Source organism: Pontivivens insulae (genome assembly GCF_900302495.1).
Classification (GTDB): domain Bacteria; phylum Pseudomonadota; class Alphaproteobacteria; order Rhodobacterales; family Rhodobacteraceae; genus Pontivivens; species Pontivivens insulae.
Genome location: NZ_OMKW01000001.1, coordinates 102,820 through 126,779 on the forward strand (window position 1 = coordinate 102,820; position 23,960 = coordinate 126,779).

21 protein-coding genes are annotated in these 23,960 nt (G+C 60.2%); 6 read left to right on the forward strand and 15 right to left on the reverse strand.

The annotated features are described in order from the left end of the window. Positions 1-12: 12 nt before the first annotated feature. From POI8812_RS00580 to POI8812_RS00590, 3 genes are all read left to right on the forward strand, one after another. On the forward strand, positions 13-1,500 hold the full coding sequence (locus POI8812_RS00580) for an AMP nucleosidase (protein WP_108780597.1): 1,488 nt from the start codon (positions 13-15) through the stop codon (positions 1,498-1,500). A gap of 154 nt (positions 1,501-1,654) precedes the next feature. Beyond that, positions 1,655-1,945, forward strand: coding sequence for an HU family DNA-binding protein (locus tag POI8812_RS00585; RefSeq protein ID WP_108780598.1), 291 nt, complete (start codon positions 1,655-1,657; stop codon positions 1,943-1,945). A 146-nt stretch (positions 1,946-2,091) separates the two neighbouring features. Beyond that, positions 2,092-2,829, forward strand: a complete 738-nt coding sequence (locus POI8812_RS00590) for a helix-turn-helix transcriptional regulator (RefSeq protein WP_108780599.1) — start codon at positions 2,092-2,094, stop codon at positions 2,827-2,829. A 205-nt stretch (positions 2,830-3,034) separates the two neighbouring features. On the opposite strand, the gene POI8812_RS00595 is transcribed toward POI8812_RS00590, so the two are convergent. From POI8812_RS00595 to POI8812_RS00605, 3 genes are all read right to left on the reverse strand, one after another. Continuing rightward, entirely contained in the window at positions 3,035-5,113 is a 2,079-nt protein-coding gene (locus POI8812_RS00595; RefSeq protein WP_108781450.1) for an FAD-dependent oxidoreductase, read from the reverse strand. Between the two features lie 71 nt (positions 5,114-5,184). Continuing rightward, positions 5,185-5,661, reverse strand: coding sequence for an SRPBCC domain-containing protein (locus tag POI8812_RS00600; RefSeq protein WP_108780600.1), 477 nt, complete (start codon positions 5,659-5,661; stop codon positions 5,185-5,187). A gap of 5 nt (positions 5,662-5,666) precedes the next feature. Continuing rightward, the gene (locus POI8812_RS00605; RefSeq protein ID WP_108780601.1) at positions 5,667-5,978 is read right to left on the reverse strand and encodes an ArsR/SmtB family transcription factor; all 312 of its coding nucleotides are present in this window, start codon (positions 5,976-5,978) and stop codon (positions 5,667-5,669) included. 258 nt (positions 5,979-6,236) lie between these two features. On the opposite strand from POI8812_RS00605, the gene POI8812_RS00610 reads away from it, so the two are divergent. After that, positions 6,237-7,142 carry a type IV pili methyl-accepting chemotaxis transducer N-terminal domain-containing protein gene (locus POI8812_RS00610; RefSeq protein WP_108780602.1) on the forward strand — a complete coding sequence of 302 codons (906 nt, stop codon included), beginning with the start codon at positions 6,237-6,239 and terminating at the stop codon, positions 7,140-7,142. A gap of 78 nt (positions 7,143-7,220) precedes the next feature. Here the strand turns inward: POI8812_RS00610 and pgl are convergent, their stop codons facing one another. The 8 genes from pgl to POI8812_RS00650 form a co-directional block, all read right to left on the reverse strand. After that, positions 7,221-7,892, reverse strand: a complete 672-nt coding sequence (pgl, locus tag POI8812_RS00615; protein ID WP_108780603.1) for a 6-phosphogluconolactonase — start codon at positions 7,890-7,892, stop codon at positions 7,221-7,223. Beyond that, complete coding sequence (gene zwf / locus POI8812_RS00620; protein WP_108780604.1) at positions 7,889-9,349, reverse strand: glucose-6-phosphate dehydrogenase; 1,461 nt, start codon at positions 9,347-9,349, stop codon at positions 7,889-7,891. Before zwf ends, pgl begins: the two co-directional genes overlap by 4 nt. 14 nt (positions 9,350-9,363) lie before the next feature. After that, positions 9,364-10,290, reverse strand: coding sequence for a carbohydrate kinase family protein (locus POI8812_RS00625; protein ID WP_108780605.1), 927 nt, complete (start codon positions 10,288-10,290; stop codon positions 9,364-9,366). 100 nt (positions 10,291-10,390) lie between these two features. Further along, positions 10,391-11,491, reverse strand: coding sequence for an ABC transporter ATP-binding protein (locus POI8812_RS00630; protein ID WP_108780606.1), 1,101 nt, complete (start codon positions 11,489-11,491; stop codon positions 10,391-10,393). 18 nt (positions 11,492-11,509) lie between these two features. Next, entirely contained in the window at positions 11,510-13,171 is a 1,662-nt protein-coding gene (locus tag POI8812_RS00635; RefSeq protein WP_108780607.1) for an alpha-amylase family glycosyl hydrolase, read from the reverse strand. Between the two features lie 12 nt (positions 13,172-13,183). Next, positions 13,184-14,338, reverse strand: a complete 1,155-nt coding sequence (locus POI8812_RS00640) for a carbohydrate ABC transporter permease (protein ID WP_108780608.1) — start codon at positions 14,336-14,338, stop codon at positions 13,184-13,186. 13 nt (positions 14,339-14,351) lie between these two features. Further along, on the reverse strand, positions 14,352-15,329 hold the full coding sequence (locus POI8812_RS00645; RefSeq protein WP_108780609.1) for a carbohydrate ABC transporter permease: 978 nt from the start codon (positions 15,327-15,329) through the stop codon (positions 14,352-14,354). 102 nt (positions 15,330-15,431) lie between these two features. Then, positions 15,432-16,793 (reverse strand): ABC transporter substrate-binding protein, encoded by a 1,362-nt coding sequence (locus POI8812_RS00650; RefSeq protein WP_108780610.1) that lies wholly within the window; start codon positions 16,791-16,793, stop codon positions 15,432-15,434. Between the two features lie 233 nt (positions 16,794-17,026). On the opposite strand from POI8812_RS00650, the gene POI8812_RS00655 reads away from it, so the two are divergent. Next, on the forward strand, positions 17,027-18,040 hold the full coding sequence (locus POI8812_RS00655) for a LacI family DNA-binding transcriptional regulator (protein ID WP_108780611.1): 1,014 nt from the start codon (positions 17,027-17,029) through the stop codon (positions 18,038-18,040). Next, positions 18,037-19,365, forward strand: a complete 1,329-nt coding sequence (locus tag POI8812_RS00660) for a GH1 family beta-glucosidase (RefSeq protein ID WP_108780612.1) — start codon at positions 18,037-18,039, stop codon at positions 19,363-19,365. Before POI8812_RS00655 ends, POI8812_RS00660 begins: the two co-directional genes overlap by 4 nt. Positions 19,366-19,488: 123 nt before the next feature. On the opposite strand, the gene POI8812_RS00665 is transcribed toward POI8812_RS00660, so the two are convergent. The 4 genes from POI8812_RS00665 to POI8812_RS00680 all read right to left on the reverse strand — a co-directional run bounded on the left by POI8812_RS00665 (position 19,489) and on the right by POI8812_RS00680 (position 23,797). Then, positions 19,489-20,904, reverse strand: coding sequence for a hypothetical protein (locus POI8812_RS00665; RefSeq protein ID WP_108780613.1), 1,416 nt, complete (start codon positions 20,902-20,904; stop codon positions 19,489-19,491). A gap of 144 nt (positions 20,905-21,048) precedes the next feature. Further along, positions 21,049-22,023, reverse strand: coding sequence for an ABC transporter substrate-binding protein (locus POI8812_RS00670; RefSeq protein WP_108781451.1), 975 nt, complete (start codon positions 22,021-22,023; stop codon positions 21,049-21,051). Positions 22,024-22,058: 35 nt separating this feature from the next. After that, positions 22,059-22,898 carry an ABC transporter permease gene (locus tag POI8812_RS00675; protein WP_108781452.1) on the reverse strand — a complete coding sequence of 280 codons (840 nt, stop codon included), beginning with the start codon at positions 22,896-22,898 and terminating at the stop codon, positions 22,059-22,061. Positions 22,899-22,900: 2 nt separating this feature from the next. Then, positions 22,901-23,797 carry an ABC transporter permease gene (locus POI8812_RS00680; RefSeq protein ID WP_108780614.1) on the reverse strand — a complete coding sequence of 299 codons (897 nt, stop codon included), beginning with the start codon at positions 23,795-23,797 and terminating at the stop codon, positions 22,901-22,903. Positions 23,798-23,960 lie beyond the last annotated feature (163 nt).

Consider the following 23,960-nt stretch of genomic DNA (forward strand, 5'->3'; position numbering starts at 1 on the left):
CGGAGAGATACGATGCGTGTTCCCTACGCCCCGGCCCAAGTGCCTGTACTGACCCCCGCCGTGCGCCCTGCAAAGCTGTTTCACGAGGCGGGTGAGGCTGTTGAACATATCATTGCGCTCTACACCGAGGCGACAGAGTTCCTGCGCGACAACTTTGCCAACGTCATGAAGGGTGGTGAGGTTGAGGGACGGTATCGTGCCTTCTACCCGCGCCTTGAACTGACGACGACCTCCTTTGCGCGGATCGACAGCCGCCTCAGCTTTGGTCACGTCGCAGAACCCGGGACCTATTCAGCGACGCTTACACGGCCCGACCTGTTCAAGGGCTATCTGGAACAGCAGATCAAGCTGTTGATGAACAATCACGGAGTGCCGGTTCAGGTCAGCGTATCTGACACGCCAATCCCCCTGCATTTCGCCCTGCCCGAAGGTGCCCATGTCGAAGGCTCCATCGAAGATCGGCTGGGCGGGCCATTGCGCGATACATTTGATGTGCCGGACCTTGAGACGACCAATGACGATATCGTCAATGGCACCCAAGGCCCCGATGCGAGCGGTCATAACCCGCTGGCCGCCTTCACCGCGCAACGGGTCGACTATTCGTTGGCGCGGCTGGCACATTACACCGCCACCAGCCCCGCGCATTTCCAGAACCATGTCCTGTTCACGAACTATCAGTTCTACATGGACGAGTTCGTGACCTGGGCAAAAGAGCAGCTGACCGAAGATACCGGCTATGTCGCCTTCGTGGAGCCCGGCGGACGTGTCACCACCCGGGACGGAGTGGAAGGGGAGCCTGCTGCGAAGATGCCCCAGATGCCGACCTATCACCTGACCCGTGCGGACGGGAACGGGATCACGATGGTCAATATCGGTGTCGGTCCTTCGAACGCAAAGACGATCACCGACCACATCGCCGTTTTGCGTCCCCATGCATGGCTGATGCTGGGCCATTGTGCCGGTCTGCGCCACTCGCAAAGCCTTGGCGACTATGTGCTGGCTCATGCCTATGTCCGCGAAGATCACGTCCTCGACGATGACCTTCCGGTCTGGGTTCCAATCCCTGCACTGGCCGAAATTCAGGTCGCACTTGAAAATGCGGTTGAGAGCGTGACCGGGCTGGGTGGTTATGAACTGAAGCGGATCATGCGCACCGGCACAGTCGTGACCATCGACAACCGTAACTGGGAGCTGCGCGACCAATCCGGCCCGGTGCAGCGGCTTAGCCAGTCCCGCGCAATTGCCCTCGATATGGAGAGTGCCACAATCGCGGCGAACGGCTTCCGCTTCCGCGTACCCTACGGGACACTGCTCTGCGTCTCGGACAAGCCGCTTCACGGCGAGTTGAAACTGCCCGGCATGGCCACGGATTTCTATAAACGGCAGGTTGCACAACACCTGCGGATCGGCCTGTCAGCCATGGAAGCGCTTCGCGAAATGCCACTTGAGCGGTTGCATTCTCGCAAATTGCGAAGCTTTGACGAAACAGCTTTCCTCTAGATGGGATTTTGGGGCGTTTACCCGACGATCTATCCCAATTTTCTAAGGAAAACCGTTGAAGCGGCCCGCCAGTTAGGATCAAGTATGCGTGATCGCTTTGGGGGCTTTCGCTTCTCATAAAAAAATCAAATGTGAATATGACAGGGAAAAAATCATGACACAGAAGCCAATGACGAAAACGCAGCTTGTTGCAGCGCTCGCCGAACAAACGGAAAGCGACAAGGCCTCGGCTGCAAAGTTTCTGGATGCTCTGTCCAACGTTGTGACCACCGAAGTGTCCGCAGGTGGCGCCGTGACGATCCCGAACATTGGCAAAGTGTTCTGCCGCGACCGGCCCGAGCGCATGGTGCGCAACCCGGCCACCGGCGAGCAGATGAAGAAGGAAGCGGATCGCGCGGTGAAAGTCACGATCGCGAAGGCACTGAAAGACTCCGTGAACGCCTGATCCCAACCGATCAAGCAAGGCCAGTATGCCACCGCTCCGACATCCGGAGCGGTGGTTTTCTTTTGGTGGGCCAAATCCGCCATCTATTAATGCTTTATCGCCGCCCCATATGACGTAAGGTCAACTTCAAGGAGCCCAGGCCACCCATGCACACAGATCTTGCCAAGTTCATTGACGACATCGCGTCGGCAAAGACGGCGCAGGAGCTTTGGGATTTCGGGCTGGACTATTTCCATGCGCATGGCGCGCAGCGGGTCAGCTATCACCACTTCCCGCTGGGTCGGCGCGAAGGCATGACAATCCACACCGATGGATTTCCCGAAGATTGGGTGTGCCACTATATCGAGGACCAGCTGTACCGTGTGGATCCGCGACCTGATCTCGCCCGGCGCATGGCCAATGTCTTTCGATGGTCAGACATAGATCAGATCGCAAACCTGCATGAAGAGCAGCGCGATTTCATGGAAGAGTTGAGCCACTGGAAGCTGGGCGACGGACTTGCAATCCCGCTCTTCGGACCAAACCTGCGCAATGGCTATCTTGGCCTTGGCTTTGGTGGCTCGGAAAACATGCCCGACGCCGCAGGTGCCGCAGCGTTACAAATGGCAGCACAGGCCGGTCACCTTCGATATTGCGAGTTGCTGAAGAACGACTTCACTGCGCCCGCGAATCTGTCGAAACGAGAGCGGGAAATCCTCGACTGGATTGCTCAAGGCAAGAGTAACGCAGTAATTGCTGACATTTTGGACATCTCGCGACATACTGTGGACACTTATGTCCGACGTCTGTTCGAGAAGCTGAATGTGTCCGACCGCACATCCGCAGCCATTGTCGGCATCGGTTCCAGTATTGTTCAGCCAGCACTTGGAAGTTCTGTCCCTTAACTGCGGGACTATTCGCAAAACATTCCCCTGCCTATGTCACGGGCCTCACCGGTAGGCGCGACTGCTGCACTGCGCGCAGCACCAGCCCCCTTTGCCCCGCAAAGGTCCGGTGTGCTCGATTCTGCCTGACTGAGGGGGAAGGCAGATTGGGGGGCAGCCTGCGCCGTGGCTCCGTAGCAGCCGCGGCGCAGTGCTGTTTAGGGGGTCAGTTCAAGCTGCTGAACGGGGTCGCCTCGGCCCCAAGACGGGATAAGAGCGGCGCGACGCTCCACGAGCCGGGATCCGTCTCTGCAATCTGCTGCATCGTGGCGAGGACCCGGTCCGTGCCAAGGCGATCTGCCTCCATCATCGGGCCGCCACGCCAGCGCGGATAGCCATAACCCATCAGCTTTACGATATCGATGTCGAGCGGGCGTTCCGCCACACCTTCCGCAAGGATCATCGCCGCCTCATTCACCTGCACGGCATGCAGGCTTGCCACGATCTCTTCGTCAGAAATGTCGCGCGGGGTGATGTTGCGCGCGCCGCGCTCCGCCTCCAACAGCGCGTTGAACTCTTCCGAGGGGATCGCCGTACGACTTCCATCCTCGTAGCGATAGTACCCCTGCTTGGTTTTCTGCCCCAGCCAGCCCTGCTCCACGATCAGATCGGGAACCCGCGAATAGCGCTGATCGGCGGGGCGGGTCGCGGCCTCGCGCTTGCGATTGGCGTATCCGATCTGAAGGCCGGCCATATCAAACATCTCAAAGGGTCCCATCGGCATCCCGAACCGCTTCATCGCAGCGTCGATCTGCTGCGGAGAGGCCCCGTCCTCCAGCAGGTATCCCGCCATGCGCCCGTAGGCACCGAGAATGCGATTGCCGATGAACCCGTCGCAAACGCCAGACAGGACAGCAACCTTGCGCATCTTCTTGGCCAGCGCAAAGCCGGTGGCCAGAACTTCCGGTTCGGTCTGCGGCGTGCGCACCACCTCGACAAGACGCATGATATGAGCCGGAGAGAAGAAATGCAGGCCCATCACGCGCCCGGGGTTTGGCACGGCGTCCGTAAAGCTCACCGGATCGATATACGAAGTGTTGGTCGCGAGGATAGCATCAGGCCCGGCGATCTGGGCGAGTTGCTCGAACACGGCACGTTTTGTATCGGCGTCCTCGAACACCGCTTCAATGCACAGATCAGCGCCATCCGCCCCGTGATAGCTATTTGTCACCCGCAATTTTCCGAGCAGCGCATCCCGCTGATCTTCGGACATTCGGCCCTTGCGAACGCCAGACTCAAGGTTGGCAGCCACGCGACCCTTCGCCTGCTCCGCCGCATCCATCGTTTGCTCGATGATGGTGACAATTAGTCCCGCGGTCAGGGCCGCCGTTGCGATGCCAGACCCCATCAGCCCGCCACCGACGATGGCCACGCGCTCAAGCTGCCGCGGTTTCGCCCCCTTCAACGCAGCGGGTTTTGCGACCGCACGCTCCGCAAAGAATGCGTGACGCAGGGCCTTTGACTGATCAGTCTCTTTCAACTCCAGAAAAATATCCCGCTCACGGTCCATCCCTTCCGACAGGGGAAGCTCGAAGGCGATGCGGACGGCATCCAACCCGCGCACCGGGGACAGCTGCCCCTTCGCCTTTTTCTGCACAGTCTGACGCAGCTCGTCCCAGTCAGCGGGTGTCAGGTCCGTCGGCGCGGGGGCCGGGTCTAGGCGGGGAACCGGTTGATCCATTATAGAACGGGCAAAGGCCACCGCATCGGGCAGCAGATCATCGACGATACGATCAATCAGTCCGGCGTCCTGCGCCTCTGCCGCCGAGATTGGCGCGCCGGAAGTGACAAGCTTTACCGCGGCTGCCGCACATGTCAGGCGCGGCGTGCGTTGCGTTCCACCGGCACCGGGAATGATCCCCAACGCGACCTCAGGCAGGCCGACCTTGGCACTCGCGAGCGCAACGCGGTAATGCGCACCCAGTGCCGTCTCCAGCCCACCACCCAGCGCTGTGCCGTGGATCGCGGCCACCCACGGCTTGGTACTGGCATGCATGCGGTCAACGATTTCCGGCAACCACGGGTCGAGTGCGCCGCCGTCAAATTCCCGAATATCCGCACCTGCAATAAAGGTGCGGCCTGCACAAATCAGCACAGCCGCGCGGACGCTGTCATCGGCCTCAAGTGCCGGGATCGCATCCCACAGCCCCTGTCGAACCGACAACCCGACGGCGTTAACCGGCGGATTGTCGACCGTCACGATTGCGATTTCGCCGTCTTTGCTGACGCTGACTGTCTCGGACATATGCTTCCCCTCTTGTTGCCGTTGATGGTGCAGTCCCATCCCGGCAAATCAAGGGGGTTTACGTCACGATCTCAGCCACCGGCCTTCGCGGCGCAGGCCTGAGAATAGGCATTGTCGAGCAGCATGCCCCACGCCTTGCCATAGCCGCCCTGAACGTTGTCCGCATCTGTTCCCAGCGCTTCCCAATCGCTCTGCTTCAGGCGCACGCGGGTGCTATCGGGCCCCAGTTCCTCGAAATTCAATTCGAGCAGCGAGCGGCCCTGCGCGGGCCGGCCGGGTGCAGGAATATGAAACCGCAATACCAGTTCGGTTGGCGGATTGCAGGTCACCACGTGCCCCCATGAGGTTTCCGTTCCGTCTGCGCCGATCTCGATGATTTCGGCCCCCTCGCGCGCTTCGGTGCGGATGCCTTTGGCCGGTGCGCCATTCATGGCTGACAGGGTCATCATGCCCAGGGGCCACCATGTCTCCATCTCTTCCAGAAAGACAGTGAAGGCCATCTCGGCCCCACAGGGCACGGTCACTTCGCGTTCGAGGGGTGGAAGCATTTTTATCAGTCCTTCTTGGTGCGACGCGCGATTTCGGCGGCATAGGCTTTAAGGGCGACATCCCAGACACCGTCCATCCATTCACGCAACGCGTTCAACCCGTCGGGCTGCACCGCATAGAGCCGTGTGCGGCCCTGCGGAATGGCGTGAACAAGATTTGCCGCCTCCAACACTTTCAGATGTTGGGAGACAGCGGGACGGCTGACCGGCAAACCGGCTGCGATGTCGGTGACCGACGCGGGGTGACGGCACACCACTTCAAACACCGCCCTGCGGGTCGGGTCAGCTAAAGCGGTAAGAACGTCTGCGTAAGCCATGGCTTACATGTTAGCCCACACTTACGTATTCGTCAACGGAAACAATCAGAAGGCGAACGCAGCCAACTTAGGGTGGTTGAGTCTCATTTACTACTATACTTTGGGATATACGGCACCACTGAAGGCGTGTGTTGTTTCTGCACCAGAAATTATTTGTTGATAATTCATGGTCACACGGTGTCACAATTTCGTATTAAACCGCGTCAGTTGCATCCGATCTGGGGGGATGGGTGCGGTTAAAAGCGGGATGAACACACTATGAAACTTGCACTTTTGATGGCGCTCGCTGTCTCTCTTGCAGCACCGGCCAACGCGCAGATGGCACGGGCGGAACAGGGCCTCTACAGAATCGATATCGCGGGCAGTCTTCGCATGCGCACGCAGCGGATGCTGAGAAACGCGTGCTATGTTGCAGCTGGCATTCAGGATGACAGCATCACCTCTGCACTGCCGCAGGACATCGCGGAAGCTGACGCTATTCAACTGCGACTGATTGAGGGGGATGAGGCACTCGGATTGACGGCTGAGCGTTCGCCCGTGATCCGCCATCAGCTGGAAGAGATGATCGCAATCCGCTGGGAGCAGTTCAAACTGTACCCGCTCTATATCTCTGCCAGCGGCACAGCCAGTGCGGACGACCTGGCGCAGATGTCCGAGCTTGCGGACCATCTGGTGTCGGGGTTCAACGAGCTTGTTGCGGATCTTGAGGAAAAATATGCGCGCGGCTCTGTTCTGCCAGCTGATCAGACCCGCACGCTGAATGTCATGGGACGTCAGCGGATGTTGTCCCAGCGCATCGCGGCGCAGCATTGCGCACTGGCGACCGGCGATGACCCGGCCAGCGCGACGGCTGAACTTGCTCAAACCCTCTCTGTGCTAAACACGGCATTTACGGACCTGCGGTTCGGAAATCTCGACAACCGTATCGTTGAGCCCAGTGAGGAAACGCTGGCCGCACTTGAATGCGCGCACGAGACCTTCCTTGGGATGAGCGATCTGATCGAGGCAGGTTTGAACGGCGATGTTCCGACGGTTGAGGAATTGGGCCAGATGAACGTCCTCAGCAACCTGTTGCTGCGCCAGTCCCATGATGCCCTGCAGATCGCCAATGATGGTTTCAACGGGCGTGAGGTGACACTCGCGAACGCCTGCCAATCGGCGTGATGATCCGGCGTGCCGCCCCGAAGGGCGGCGCGCCTACATCTGAAGGCCTTCTTGAAAATGTGACGCTTGCGAGGCGGTTTAAGCTGCCCAGTGCACCGTTGCGCCTGCATCAAGCGCAACTCTGATGGGTGCAACCGCACGATCATCCTCGGCCTGCGCCTGGGCCAGCGCATCCGCCTTGTCCTGGCCTTGGATCAGAACATGAATGTGCCGCGCCGCTGCCAGAACTGGCGCTGTAAGTGTCAACCGAGGCTCCGGCGCGCCGGGTGCCCGCATGGGCAGCAAGGGCGGCGCATCGGGCGACAGCGCCTCGGCCAACCGATCTGCGCCCGGAAAAATCGAGGCCGTATGCATATCCGCGCCCATGCCAAGCACACAGACGTCGAGCGGAAGGGCTGCGCCAATGCTCTGCCCCAGGGCATCAAGAACATCCTCGGGCGCATCTGCCTCCCGGTAAAACGGGACGAGCGTAGCCGCCGCGGCCCGGTTCTGCAGCAAGGTGCCGCGCAGGAGTCGCGTGTTTGAGCGATCAGAGCTTTCGGGCACGAAGCGCTCATCTGTCAGCATGACACGCACGCGCGACCAGTCGAGATCCGCATCGCTCAGCGCGGTCAGGAACGGTCCGGGTGTTGTGCCGCCGGGCACCGCAAGGGTCGCATGCGCCTGTTGGTGGAGCGCGGTGCGCAGCTCCCCTGCAACAACCTCAGCAAGGTTTGTCATCAACGCGGCGCGATCATCGTAGCGGATCATACCTCAATCTCCCGCCAGCGGCGGCCGTCATGGTGCATCAGCGCCAACGCGTCTTCCGGCCCAGAACCACCGGCATCATAGGGCTTGGGCACGTCCCGCCGTTCCTGCCAATCATCGAGGATCGCATCGGTCCATTCCCACGCGGCCTCGACCTCATCCCCGCGCATGAACAGGGTCTGGTCGCCACGAATGACGTCCATGATCAGTCGCTCATAGGCGTCGGGCATATCGCCCGCATCCGGGCCCAATGCATCGGCAAATGTCATGTCGAGCGGCACGTCAGCCAGACGCATGCCGCCCGGGCCCGGCTCTTTGATCGTCATGCGCATCGTGATCCCCTCATCCGGCTGCAACCGGATCACCAGTGCGTTCGACTGGTGTGCGGGCAGTTTGGGGAAAATCGCGTGGGGCGGTTCTTTGAAGATAACCGCAATCTCGCTCATCCGGGCACGCAGACGCTTGCCCGTGCGCAGATAAAACGGCGTACCCGTCCAGCGCCAGTTGGCGATATGTACCTTGAGCGCGACATAACTTTCCGTCCGACTGTCGGGGTTCTCGGCATCCGTCTTGTAATCGGGGCCTTCGGGGCCAGCACGGTATTGCCCGCGGACGGCCTCATCCGGTTGAACCGGCTCCAACGCGCGGATGACTTTCAGCTTTTCGTCGCGCACGCGATCCGCCTCGAAACGGCCCGGAGGCTCCATCGCGGTGAGGCAGAGCAGTTGCATCAGGTGGTTCTGCACCATATCCCGCATCGCGCCGGACTTGTCGTAATACGCGCCACGCCCGCCGGTCCCGATGCTTTCGCTCACCGTGATCTGCACGTGATCGACATGACGCGCATTCCACAACGGTTCAAACAGCGCATTGGCAAAGCGAACGGCCATCAGGTTCTGAACAGTCTCTTTGCCCAGATAGTGGTCGATCCGGTAGACCTGACGCTCATCAAAGCTCTCAGCAAGCTGGGCGTTCAGCGCCTTAGCCGACGCAAGATCATGGCCCAGTGGTTTTTCGACGACAATCCGGCTGGAAGAAGTTGCGATGCCCGTGTTGTAGAGCTTTTCCGCAATCGGGCCGAACAGGCTGGGGCCGACAGACAGATAGAACGCCCGCACCGGGTTTGCATCCTTGTCGAGCAGCGCGCCCAGATCGTCCCAGCCATCCTCACCCATGGCGTCCACATGCATATAGTGCAGGCGGCTCAGGAACGTCTTTGCCATCTCCGGGTCCAGCTTCTCCGCACCGATGAAGGTGTCGAGCGCTTCTGCAATCATCTCCCGAAACGCCTTGTGGGAAAGCTTCGAGCGCGCGGCCCCGATGATGCGCGCCTCGGTTGGCATTTGCCCGGCCAGCATGCGGCGATAGAGCCCGGGAAGGATCTTGCGACGGGCAAGGTCGCCCGTTCCGCCAAAAATCACGAGGTCGAAGGGTTCAACCGGAATGACGCGAGAGACCATGTCGGTATCTCCTCTCAAGCAGTGGGAATATCCGCGCGGCGCGGAAGGTCCGCCCCCTGACGCGTACAGGTGATGGCAGCCGCATTGGCACAGAATTGCAGCAGCCGCGTCAGCGCCGCCTCGTCCAGGGCTTTGACCGCGTCGTGTGGCGCATCGCCAAGCTCCGCCAGAAGAGAGGCCATGAACGTGTCGCCTGCACCGACCGTATCAACAACATCAACTTTGGGAGGCGCGACAGTCGCCTGAAGCCCCGTGGCGGTCCAACCGCGTGCGGCCTCCCCACCATCTGTCAGAACCACCAGCTGCACACCGGCGGCCAGCATCTGTGTCGCAAACGCCTCTGCGGTCAGATCAGGGTAAAGCACCTCCAGATCCTCACTGCTGATCTTGAGCAGGTGAACGTGTGGCAGCAGGGCTTCCACCCGCGCGCGCCAGATGCTCATGTCCGGCTCGACGGTCGGGCGAATGTTGGGGTCGAGCGAGATGAAGCGCTCCCCGGCCGATTTGACGAGTGCCAGTGCGGCGTCCGCGACAGGGGCAACGGCAATGGAATATGACCCGAAGTGAAGTCCGACAACCTCTTGCCCCAAGGCCGGCAGGTCGGCTTCGACAATTCCGGTGTCCGCAGCGTCGTCTCCATAGAACGTGTAGGCTGGCACACCCTCCGCATCGAGGGAGATCACGCTAAGCGTTGTCTTGCGCGCGGTGCGCAGCAGATAGGCGGTCGAGACGTCCTCATCCACCAGCATCGTCGCGAGCTTCTCCCCCATCACATCGGTGCTGATGGCGGTGAATAGGCCCGCCTTGGCGCCCAGCCTGCGCATGCCGATGGCCACGTTGAACGGGGAACCGCCCGCGCGCGCCTCGAACCGGGCCTCTGCCGGAGAGCCGTCGGGCTGCATGAAAAGATCGAACAGGGCTTCGCCGCAAATTACAAACATGGACCGGCTCCAAAGCGTATCTAGAACGTCTTAGGGCGCGTGTTCGCCCACACGCGCCCTAAGGTCAATATATATTTGCCCATGCTCTGGGCAAATGCCCTTATTTGTAGAAGAAGCTCTGCCCAGCCTCATCAAACAGGTGCAGTTTGTCCGCCGCCGCCGTCAGCGCGATCTGCTGTCCTTTAGAGACATCGGCGATTCCAGGGATCTTTGCGATGGCGCCATCCTCACCGTCGCGCGGCGCGAAATAGACCACCGTCACCTCGCCCAGCTTTTCAGTATAAGACACCTGCCCTTCAAAAATGACCTCATCGCCGGGACCGGCAATGATCATATCCTCAGGCCGCGCACCCAGTTGGACCTTCGTGCCCTCGCCTGCACCGGCAGAGCTGACGGGAACCGTCGCCGTGCCGCCTGCCGCAATTGCCACGCCCGTCTGATCGCCAGAGGCGGAAATCGTACCGGGGAACAGGTTCATCTTCGGTGAGCCGATGAACTGCGCGACAAAGGTATTTTGCGGGCGTTCATAAAGCTCTAGCGGCGTGCCGAACTGTGCGACCGTATGGGTCTTGTTGTTGAGCACGACGATACGCGAGGCGAGCGTCATTGCCTCGACCTGATCGTGGGTCACGTAGATCATCGTGCTCTCGGGCATATTCTCCTTGAGTTGCGCGATCTCGATCCGCGTATCGACGCGCAGTGCGGCGTCGAGGTTCGAAAGCGGTTCGTCAAAGAGATACACATCCGGGTCGCGCACGATCGAGCGGCCGATGGCCACACGCTGACGCTGACCGCCCGAAAGCTCCTTCGGCAGACGCTCCAACAGCACGTCGAGTTGCAGGACCTTGGCTGCGCGCTTCACCCGCTCGTCGATCTCGTCCTTCGACATCTTCGCGACCTTCAGCGCGAAGGCCATGTTGTCGTAGACCGTCATATGCGGGTAGAGCGCGTAGCTCTGGAACACCATCGCGATGCCGCGCTTGGAGGGCGGCGTGTCATTCATCCGCTGCTCACCGATATAGAGGTCACCGCCAGTGATCGTCTCCAGCCCCGCGATCATGCGCAGAAGCGTGGATTTCCCGCAGCCCGAAGGACCGACGAAAACAATCAGTTCCCCCTTCTCGATGTCGAGATTGATGTCCTTGAGGACCTCGACAGGGCCATAGGACTTGGCAACATCCTTGAGCAGCAGCGATGACATGTTTCTCTCCCCTTATTCTTATGATTGTGCGGCTTGTGCAAAGAACGCCTGATAAGGCGGAAGCAGGACCGAATTCTCTTGAACGCGCACCGCGAATGGTGCGGCGAGGTCTTGGCGCCACTCTCCGGGTGGCAGGTCGATGGGCTGCGCGGTGTTCGACAGGTTGAAGGCGCAGAACACCGTCTCCCCCCCTTCTTCGATACGCTTGAACGACAACAGATCGCTACCGGCATGAACCATCTCGAAACGACCGGAGATGAGCGCCGGGTGTGCTTTGCGGAAGGCGAGCATCTGGCGATAGAAGTTCAGCGTAGAATTCTCTTCGCTGTCCTGCGTCGCCACGGACTTGCTCAAATGCTCCATCGCCACGGGCAGCCAGGGCCGCGCATCGGTGAAGCCGCCCGTGGGGCCGTCATTCGACCACGGGATCGGCGTGCGGCAACCGTCGCGGCCCTTGAATTCAGGCCAGAAGCGGATGCCGTAAGGATCCTGCAATTCCTCGTAAGAGACATAAGCCTCTGTCAGGCCCAGCTCCTCCCCCTGATAGAGGCAGACAGAGCCGCGCAGGCTCATCAGAAGCGCCGCATAAACCCGCTGCGCATCAGGGCCGAGATTCCAGCGGCTGGCATGACGCACAACATCGTGGTTGGAAAACGCCCAGCAGGCCCAGCCATCCGTCGCCACCGTCTCAAACTTGTTGAGCACTTCGCTGACATATTTGCCGGTCGGCTGCGTTGGCGACAGGAAGTCGAACGCGTAGCACATATGCACCTTGTCGCCGCCAGACGTGTAGTCGGCCTGGATCTGCATGCCGTATTGCGCGTCACCAACCTCCCCGACCGAAGTGATACCGGGATACTCGTCACACAGCGCACGGAACCGCTTAAGGAACGCCAGGTTCTCTGGCTGGTTCTTGTCGTAGAGGTGGTTCTGCCAGTTATACGGGTTGACCGATGGCGCGATGGAGTCGTTGCGCTCTTCCGGCGGAAGGGCCGGGTTGTCACGCAATTCCTTGTCCGCGAAATAGAAATTGATCGTGTCCAGACGGAACCCGTCCACGCCACGCTCCAGCCAATAGCGCACGACATCCAGCAAAGCGTCCTGAACATCCATGTTGTGCAGATTCAGGTCTGGCTGCTCTTTCAGGAAGTTGTGCAGGTAGTATTGCTCCCGCTTGCCATCCCACTCCCACGCCGAGCCGCCAAAGATGGACAACCAATTGTTGGGCGGGGTGCCGTCGGGCTTTGCATCCGCCCAGACGAACCAGTCGGACTTCGCATTGTCGCGGGACTGGCGGCTCTCCTGAAACCACTCGTGCTGGTCAGAACTGTGGCTGAGCACAAGGTCAATCATGACCTTCAGCCCCAGCTCATGCGCACGAGCAATCAGCGCATCGAAATCGCCGAGCGAGCCGAACAGCGGATCGACATCACGGTAGTTCGAAACGTCATAGCCGAAGTCGAGCATGGGCGACCGGAAGAACGGACTGATCCAGATCGCATCCACGCCGAGCGAGGCGATATGCGGCAGCCGGTGAATGATGCCGGCAAGATCGCCAACACCATCCCCGTTGGAGTCCTGATAGGAGCGGGGATAGATCTGATAGATCACACCCCCACGCCACCAATCCTCGTTCGTTGTGGCTTGCGCAGTTTGCGCTACCGGAACAGTCATGTTCATAGTCGTCTTCTCTTACTTCACGGACCCTGCAAGCAGGCCGCGGACCAGGTATTTCTGCATTGCGAAGAAGACGATCAGAGGCACCGCAATCGAGATGAATGCAGCAGCCGCAAGGATGCCCCAATCACCACCACGCGATCCCAACAGATCGTCGGCAATTTTCACCGTCATCACCCAGCTTTCGGAGTTCGAAGGCAGAAACACCTTCGCCACCAGAAGATCGTTCCACGTCCACAGGAACTGGAAGATCGCAAAGGAGGCCAATGCCGGGAAGCTGAGCGGCAGGATGATCTTCGTAAAGATCTGGAAGTCTGTTGCCCCGTCGACCTTCGCACTTTCAATGATGTCGCGCGGAAGCCCGACCATATAGTTGCGCAAAAGATAGATCGCGAGCGGTAGGCCGAAGCCGGTATGAGCCAGCCAAATGCCAAGGAAGCTCTGACCGATGCCAATCTCATTGTGCAGTTTCAGCAACGGCACCAGCGCCAGCTGCAACGGTACGACCAGCAGGCCGACCACGGCCGCAATCAGGATACCCCTGCCCGGAAACTGCATCCAGGCCAGCGCATAGGCAGCAAAGGCCGCGATCAGGATCGGGATGATCGTCGCGGGGATGGTGACGGTCAGTGTGTTGATAAAGGCCCTGTCCATGCCCGCCGACCCAAGGATCGTTCGGTAGTTGAACAAGGTGAATTCGGCCGGCGTGTCCGCCTGGAAGTAGATGCGCGGGGCCCGCCGGCCCGGCTCTTCGGCCGTGCTGTAGATATAAGTGCCATCGGGATTGATCGTGACCAAATCGCCGTCACGCGTTTCGCCCTCGGTACCTGCCGGGAACTGGCCCGGCTCTGCACCGCGGGTTCCAAAGGCCGTGATCGTGCCCTCACCTTCGGCAAAGGCTTCCTGAACTTCTTCGGTCTCGAAGATGTTGCCCTCGATGACATAGCGGCCATCGATGAGCTGCGGCTCCCCGTCATCGGCACGTGTGCGGAATGCCAACTCCACCGAGAATGGCGCCTGCCACCAGCCCGAGGCCGAGATTTGATCCCGATCCCGGAAGGAGGAGACGAGAAGCCCCACCGTCGGGATCAGCCAGAGCACAACCATGAAGATCACGCTGAGGTTCGTCGCGATCACGAGGCCCGATTTTTGTCCTGCCATATTGTCCATGATACGTCCCCCCTCACTTCATCTCTTTGCGCGCTTGCATGATGTTCCAGATCATCACTGGCAGCACGACAAGCATGATGACGAAGGCAACAGCCGTGGCCCGCCCGTCATCGCGGAACATGAAGGACATCATGTAACTGGGCAGAATTTCCGTTCCGAAATTGCCCCCGGTCATCGTGTAGACGATGTCGAAGACCTTCAGGACAAGAATCGTAATCGTAGTCCAGACCACCACGATCGTGCCCATGATCTGCGGCACCTTGATCTTCATGAAGACGGCAAATGGCCCGGCACCGTCCAAAATCGCGGCCTCGATCGTCTCCTCCGGGATACCGCGCAGCGCAGCAGAGAGGATCACCATCGCAAAGCCGGTCTGGATCCAGACCAAAATCACCATCAGGAAGAAATTGTTCCAGAACGCGAGCTGAAGCACATCCAGCGGCTCCATCCCGAAGAAATCGCGCAATGCGTTGATCAGACCGATATCGGGATCAACGGCATAGACGAATTTCCAGATCAGCGATGCACCCACAAAGCTGATCGCCATCGGCATGAAGATCAGCGACTTGGCAATGCCGCCCCAGCTCAACCGGTCCGTCAGTTGAGCGGCCAGAAGGCCAAACAAGGTGGAGGCCGCAGGCACAAACACCACCCACAGCAGGTTATTGAAGAACGCCGTGTGGAAATCCGGACTATCAAGCAGCCCCATATAGTTCCCCAACCCGATGAACTCGTCACCGGAGCGGTTGAACAGCGACCGCCAGAACGATCCAACGACCGGATAAACGAGGTAGAGGCTCAACGCGAACATCGCAGGGAACAGAAACAGCCAAGGGCGAACGCGATTGGCGCGGGTGATGTTGCGCGCGGCGTTCTTACCAGAATCCGGGAAGAAAACTTTGTCGAGCAGAATGTTGGAAAAGTAGAAGTACCCGATACATCCACCGACACCGATGATGATCGTGAGCACCCCCTGCAGCAGCGGGCTCATGACGTTTCTCCCCTAAGTGTTTGAGTGGCCCGCGCGATCTTTTCGCCGCGCGTGGCCGAAAGCAGTGCGACCCGGCGTGGGGCCGGGTCGCATGGAACATCCTTACTGGATGGAGTCCCAACGCTCCTGGATCGCAGCAGCGACGGTGCCCGCATCCGTACCGGTGGTGTAGTCCACCATGCCGGTCCAGAACGCGCCTGCGCCGATCTCACCCGGCATCAGGTCGGAACCGTCGAAGCGGAACGTCGTTGCGTTGGCAAGGATCTCACCCTGCGCACGCTCGGAGTCGGTCGCGTACATGTCGAGGTTCACGCCACCATGCGCGGTGAGGAAGCCACCCTGGGTCATCCACAGCTCGTGCGCGATCGGCAGCTTGAGGAACTCGATCATCGCCGCAGCAGCCGGGGTGTCGTTGGTGACGGCAGCCAGTGCGCCTGCACCCAGAACCGGACGGCCCAGATCTTCGCTCTCATAGGCCGGGAAGTAGAAGAAATCTACGTCCTCACCCACCTCGGTTCCCTCAGGGAAGAAGGCCGGGATGAAGGAAGCCTGACGGTGCATGTAGCACTCTGGCGGGAAGGTGAAGAGGCCAGCCGGGCTGTCACGGAAGTCGGTGTTTGCAACCGCTTCTGCACCACCGTTCACATAGTCGTCGTTGCGCGCGAAGTAGCCGAACTCTTCAATCGCGTTGACGATCGCAGGATCATCGAACGGGATCTCGTTGGCGACCCATGCGTCATAGACGGACGGCTCTGCCGTGCGCAGCAGCAAGTCTTCGACCCAGTCGGTTGCCGGCCAGCCGGTTGCCGCACCGGAACCCAGACCGATGCACCACGGGGTGCCGCCATCAGCGACGATCTGATCGGTGAGTTCCTTCAGCTCTTCCATCGTCTCCGGGATGTCATAGCCGTTCTCATCAAACGCGTCCGGGGAGAACCAGACGAGCGACTTCAGGTCGACGCGGTAGAAGAGACCGTAAAGCTGGTCGTCGCCATTCGCGTCAGCATAGGTGCCCAGATCGACCCAGCTCTGACCGGCCGCATAGTTCTCTGCCACGAACTCCATCGTGCCATCGGCCAGCGGGAACAGTGCGCCCTGACCGGCAAGGTCCGCGGCGAGGCCCGGCTGCGGGAAGAACGCGATGTCCGGCGCGGAGCCCGCGGAGGTGGAAATCACGATGTCCTGCTCGAAGCTGTCGGAGCCGGAATAGTTCACTTCAGCGCCTGTGGCAGCTGCGAAATAGGCGAAGACTGCGTCGACCTTCTCCGCCTCAACGCCGGTCCAAGCGCCGGTCATTTCGATGGTCTGACCGGTCAGATCAGTGCTCTCAGCAAATGCGGTATAGCTGTCCCAGCTGAAATCGCCCTCGCCCGGTGCGATCATCAGATCAGCGTGACCATCAGCGTAGGCGGACCCTGCGGCCAGTGCAGCCACGGCAACGCCAGCAAGCAAATTGCGCTTCATTCGTTTTCTCCCGTTATCGTCCGAACTGTGTCGAACTTCCAAAATATTCCGTCCCAAAGCGCGCAGGCTGAATCGCCCCAAAGCGCTTTGAGGTGACGGCACACTGCTGACGTGTCTGCGGACTGTCAAGTGTACAAAATCTCACAGGCAAAGATTGGACGTGCCGCAAAAAAGGCGTTAGCACTCATCCAAACCAAATCGGTTTGAGCGGAATTGAGAAAGGGAGTCTCGCCATGACCCTGAAGGAGCTGGCGCAGAAGATCGGCCTGTCCCCCACCACGGTGTCGCGGGCGCTCAACGGCTATCCTGAAGTCAACGCCGAAACCCGTGCGCGTGTGGAAGAAGCCGCCGCGAAATATGGCTACCAGCCCAACAACATGGCCCGCAGGCTGGCCACCGGGCGCGCCATGGCCATCGGCCATGTCATCCCGCTGACCGAACACCAGATGATCAACCCGGTTTTCGCAGAGTTCATGCTGGGTGCCTCTGAGATCTATTCCGAACAGGGATATGACACCATTCTGCGCACGGTCGATGTGAATGGAGAGGAAGATGCCTATCGTGAGCTTGCACGCCGCCGTGCCGTGGATGGCGTGATCGTGCACGCGCCGCGCCGCGATGACCCACGCATCGCATTGTTGCGGGAACTGAATATGCCCTTCGTGATGCATGGGCGTCCGGTCGAGGCTGACGAAGGCAGCGTCTGGCTCGACATCAACAACCACCGTTCCTTTGCGGAAGCGACACGCCATTTGATCGGATTGGGACATAGCAAGATCGCCCTGATCAACGGGTTGGAGCGGATCAGTTTCGCTGTGCGCCGCCGCGCCGGCGTTGAGGAAGCCCTGGGCGAAGCCGGGATCGACATCCGCCCGGATTGGATCATCAGTCAGGAAATGACCGAGACCAATGGATACGCAGCCGCCGAACGCCTTTTGAGCAGTGGCGATCGGCCAACCGCCATTCTGACTTCGAATATCATGACCGCCATCGGCGCCGGTCGGGCGGCCCGCGATGCGGGGCTCACACTCGGGCAGGATCTTTCGCTCATCACCCATGATGATGACCTGTCGTTCCTGTCCAATGCGGGCGATCCGCCACGGTTCACGGCCATGCGTTCCTCCATCTCGGAAGCAGGTCACAAATGTGCGGAAATGCTGCTCAACCTCATCGCGGGTGAGAGCGTCTCACCCGTCGTCTGGAACAGCGTGTTCGTGCAGGGCCGCTCTACAGGACCATTGGAATGACTGACCTGAAATTCACACGCGCCGATTTTCCCAAAGACTTCACCTTTGGCACAGCAACCTCGGCCTATCAGATCGAGGGCAGCCGTTTTGGTGGCTGCGGGCCGTCGCACTGGGACACATTTGCGGCGACGCGCGGCAATGTGGAGCGAGGTGAGGACGGCGCGATCGCCTGCGATCACTATCACCGCTGGGAAGAAGATCTCGACCTGATCCGCGACGCAGGCCTGGACGCCTATCGCTTCTCGATGAACTGGGCGCGTGTCATGCCCGATGGTGTGACTCCTAACCCCGACGGTCTCGACTACTACGACAAACTCGTTGACGGCATGTTAACGCGTGGCATCCGCCCCTTCGCAACGCTCTATCACTGGGATCTGCCATCAGCGCTTGCGGACAAGGGCGGTTGGACCAACCGTGATGTTGCTGGCTGGTTTGCTGATTACACCGAGACGATCATGGGACGGATCGGTGATCGCGTTGAGGCGACCGCCACGATCAACGAGCCTTGGTGCGTCGCGTGGTTAAGCCATTTCGAAGGGGCCCACGCCCCCGGACATCGCGACATTCGCGCCGCTGCGCGGGCCATGCATCATGTGCTGCTGGCCCATGGAACAGCCGTCGAGGCTATGCGCGCGATGGGCCTGCAAAACCTCGGGATCGTCACCAATCTCGAAGGGTCCGACCCGATCGATGATCGGCCCGAAACACTGGCCGCGCATGCGCGCAATCATGCGATTTACAACGAATGGTTCCTCGGCGGGGTCTTCAAAGGAGCCTATCCGCAAGCTGCCCTCGAAGGGTTGGAGGCGCATTTGCCAGTCGGCTGGCAGGATGATTTTCCAACCATCCAAGCGAAGGTCGATTGGTTGGGGATTAACTTCTATACCCGTAAGAACGTTAAGAATATTGGCGGGCAATGGCCACAAGTCGGCTTTGTCGACGGGCCGCTTGAGAAGACGTCGTTCGACTGGGAAATCCAGCCTGACCGCCTGCGCCAATTCATCACCTGGGCCGCCAAAGAGTATTCCGGCGATTTGCCGATCTACATCACCGAAAACGGCATGGCCGGGCATGATTACCTGCTCGATGGACAATGCCAAGACGATCAAAGAATCAAATACTTACGGGATCATTTCGCCGCCGCAAAACAGGCGATGGCGGAAGGTGCACCGCTGGCGGGCTATTTCATCTGGTCGCTGCTCGACAATTACGAATGGGCCGCCGGGTACGAAAAACGCTTCGGCATGGTGCATGTCGATTTCGACACTCTGGTGCGCACCCCCAAGGCGAGCTGGCACGCCCTTAAGGACTCTCTTAACGGCTGAGCTGAGTGTGCACCGAGCGTGCACAACCCGTACACAGAGCGTGCACCGCCAGTATGACACAGGCCAAAGGTTAACGGATTAACCTTTGGCCCTGATGTCTACCTAGAGCGCTCTGTTTGGAGGTTACTCGTTTGATAGATCCACGCCTTCGATGTCGGTCGGCTCGGCAAGGGCGCCGCCCGTGATCGCCGCACGGCCTGTCCCTTCATCTTCCTGAACCAGTTCAACCGAAGTCTCGCCATCGTCATTCGCGAAGGAGGTGAAGTCGATCAGCTCGACGTCCAGATCACCACCATCTTCCTCTTCAAACACGGCACCCACACCGCCATTGTGCGAAGCGGTGGATGCGACGACGACCGCGTCGATGCCGCCATCATCTTCCTCGGACATTTTGAACCCGTCATCGGTGTTGCCGAAGGCGCGGGTCCGGGCGATAGCGAGGGACATGCCGCCCGCGCCTTCCTCATCAAAATCGAGCCCTTCATCCAGATTGCCGAGGATGGCGCTTTCGGTCATGACAAGCTGAATGGAGCCGTCGCCCGCCTCATCAATGTCAAAGCCGTCATCAAGGTCGATACCGAATTCATATTCCTCAACCGAGCCGTCGTCATAAAGGCTCACCTCACGCTCGAAACAGCCATCATCGGGGGAGCCAGTGATCGCGGCCGGGATGCCGCTCTCTTGCATCTGGCCTTCCTCAAATTCTGCCTCATCCGGAGCGGGTAGGAACGTCGCCAGCAGCGCTGGGTCGCAATAAGCACCGTTATCGTTGAAAGAGGAGTTGGTCACATGTGCAGTCACATCACCTGCCTGCCCCTCATCCAATTCGACCCCATCAGCACCGACCAGCGTGAACAAGCTGTCATGGGCGATCAGCGTGACAGAGCCTTCGTCCCGCTCATCCACACGCAGGCCATCGGCATCGAACTTGCCGTTTCCGGCATCGCGGATCGTCACATTCTCAAGCGTTACAAGGATCGAGGCAGGTGAGCCTTCTCCATCGCCGCCAGCGCCGCCGCCGCACGCATCGGCCAGCGAGCAGTCAGAGACATGGATGCCGTGATTGGCCACGCCGGACACTGTCACGTCGCGCAGGGACAGCGTCACCAACCCTTGCTGGTCATCGCGAACGTCGACAAAAATACCTTTGCCCGCCGCGCCATCGGCGTCGGCACGGTTGCGGATCGACCAATTTCCCGGCCCTGCGAAATCAAGTGCGTTGATTGTCACGTCAGCGCCGTTTGAGGCCGCGAAGAGCGTCACATCCTGAGCCGTGCTGACAGTCTGCCCGTTGCCGAAAATCGCGAGGGGTGCGGTGCCGGTATAGTCGAGCGTGCTCTCAATCACGATCTGATCCCGCACGGCGATCACGATGCGGCTGATACCGTCTTGCTCTGCCGCTGTCGCAAGGGCGGCGCGCAGCGAACCGGTACCGGCATCCTCCGCCGACGTGACGAGGATCGGCGTGTCAGCCAGTGCCGCGCCAAGCGTACACGTGAAAGCAAGGGCGCTGGTCGCAAGAAGGGATGTACGGTTCATAAAGGGCCTCGGCAGGTCGTTGATCGTTACAGTCGCCTTCCCGCTAGGCCCCGGTGACGACTGTTTCGTGACAATGCCAAGACATAAAAATGAAAGGGCGCCCGCGAGGACGCCCTGTCGTTTGCTTGAAGATGTGGCTCGGCGTTACTGAAGTGCCGCGTCCGTGATTTCGAGGGTGTAGGCGCCCTCAGGCTCTGCCGTGATGACCGGGTCGGACCCGCCAGCGAGCAGCGTGTCGACCGTGCGCTGGTAATCCGCCGGGTCGAGCGCGCCGTTGGAGCCCGCGGTGAGCATCGCGATCTCGCCCATCATGCGGATCTGGTGCGCTTCGGTCTGGGCACCGGATTCATCATAGTCGAGCACGATCATCGCGGCGTCCTCAGGATTTTCCTCAGCCCATTTCCAGCCGCGCATCGAGGCGCGGACGAAGCGGACCATGCGGTCGACAAAGGCGGGATCTTCGAGGTTCTCTTCCAGCGCGTAGATGCCGTCCTCAAGCGTTGCAACGCCCTGCTCTTCGTAGCGGAAGGAGATCAGCTCATCCTCGGACACGCCCGCGTCGAGCACCTGACCGTATTCGTTATAGGTCATGGTGGAGATGCAGTCGGCCTGACGCTGCAACAGCGGATCGACGTTGAAACCCTGCCGCAGAACGGTCACGCCATCCTCACCGCCATCGGTCGGAATGCCGAGCTGGCTCATCCAGCTGAGGAACGGATACTCGTTGCCGAAGAACCAGACGCCGATGGTCTTGCCGCGGAAGTCCTCGGGGCTCTCAATGCCGGTATCGGCCCAGCAGGTCAGCTGAAGACCGGAGGATTTGAAGGGCTGCGCGATGTTGACGACCGGCACACCCCGCTCACGCGCGGCGAGCGCGGAGGGCATCCAGTTGAGCATGACGTCCGCTCCACCGCCTGCAAGGACCTGAGGCGGCGCGATGTCGGGGCCACCGGGGCGGATGGTGACGTCGAGGTCTTCTTCCTCGTAATACCCGTTTTCGAGGGCCACATAGTAGCCCGCAAACTGAGCCTGCGTGACCCATTGCAGCTGGAGCGTCACCTCATCCTGCGCCATGGCAGGGGCCGCCATCAGGCTGGCGGCGGCGAGTGTCTTGAGCATTTTCATTTGGTCTCTCCTTGTTGGAAAGACACCCGTCAACGTCCCCGCTGCGACGGATGCCAGAAGGTGGCCGCCCTCTCGAGGAGCGTTACCACACCGTAAAAGGTCGAGCCGGCAATGGCCGCGACCAGGATCACCGCCCAGACAACATCGAGCGCAAGGCGTCCGACCTGGGTGGAAATGCGAAAGCCCATGCCCAATGTGGGTGAGCCAAAGAACTCTGCCACGATGGCACCGATCAGAGCGAGAGTCGTGCAGATTTTCAATCCGTTGAAGATGAAAGGCGACGCGGCAGGCAGCTTCAGCTTGGTCAGCGTTTGCCAGGGAGAGGCGGCATAGGTGCGCATCAGATCGCTTTGCATCCGGTCAGCGGCGGCAAGGCCTGCGACGGTGTTCACCAGCATCGGGAAGAAACACATGGTGGCGACAACCGCGGCCTTGGATTGCCAGCCGAAGCCGAACCACATCACGAAGATCGGGGCCATGCCGATGATGGGCAGCGCCGCGACGAACGATCCCACCGGCATAACGCCACGCTTGAGGAAGTCTGAGCGGTCAACAAGGATTGCGGTGACGAACGCCGCACCACAGCCGAACGCGTAGCCTGAGAGCGCGCCTTTCACGAAGGTCTGTACGAAATCGTCCCAGAGCGTCGGAATATTTTGGGAGAAGGCCACGCCGATTGCTGAGGGGGGTGGCAGGATAGCGCCGGGCACGCCCAGGCCGCGCACGAGCAGTTCCCAGATCAGCAGCAACGTGGCGCCGAACAGCAGCGGCGCGGCCAGAGCGACGGCACGGCCCCGACCACGGGCCAAACGTGCGTTCAACCACCAACCCCCCAGCCAGATCGCGAGGGCCGCGATGATCAAAGTCATGCTCATTGCGCCAACCCCATGCGTTTGAGGGTGACCCGCTCAGCCAGAGAGATCGTGGCGATCATGATCGCGGCCAGCACCGCTGCCGCAATGAGTGCGGCCCAGATCATCATCGTATTGCCATAGTAGCTTCCGTTGAGCAGACGCGCACCGATGCCCGAGATCGCGCCGGTGGGAAGCTCCCCGACAACAGTTCCCACAAGCGACGCGGCAACTGCGACTTTCAGTGACGCAAACAGATAAGGCATGGAGGTCGGCAGTCGCAGCCGCAGGAAGGTTGTCAGACCACTCGCATTCCAGGTGCGCATCTGGTCGAGCTGCATATGGGTGGGCGCGCGCAGGCCCTTCACCATGCCGACCGTCACCGGGAAAAAGCTCAGATACGTGGCGATGATGGCCTTCGGGATGAAGCCGGGTATGCCCATTGAATTGAACACGACGACGATCATCGGCGCGATAGCAAGGATTGGTATGGTTTGCGAGGCGATCACCCATGGCATCACGCTCATATCCATCGCACGGGAATAGACGATGGACACGGCCAGTCCGATCCCCAGAGCTGTACCAATGGCAAAACCCGCAAGCGTAACACTCAACGTTGTCCACATGTGGGGGAACAGACTGCGACGATGGGTGATGCACTCGATGCTGCCCGCACGGCGTCCCTCGACGCAGGATTCAAAAGTCGTCTTCCACAACTCCGCGCCCACCTGATGCGGTGTCGGCAAGCGGGGCCGGTCCTGATTCCAGGTCGCCTCTACCAGTTGACTGGCCGACAACGTCGTGTCGGCCCGCGCCGCCTGATCCCGCGCCCATTGGGCATTTAAGGGAACCGCTGCAGCATACCAGAGCCCTAGGATCACAAGCAGCACTGTCAGGATTGGGACAATCGACCTCATTGGACGGCCCCTGCCACTTTGCTCTGAAAATACCTCCGCCGGAGGCGCCCGACATTGCCAGAGACGGTGTCGTTTGCGGCTGTTGCGATGAGGTATTTTAAGAGCAAAGTAAGACTTGCCGGTCGAAATAGGCCTTGCGGTACAGGCTGAGGAGCCGATGACC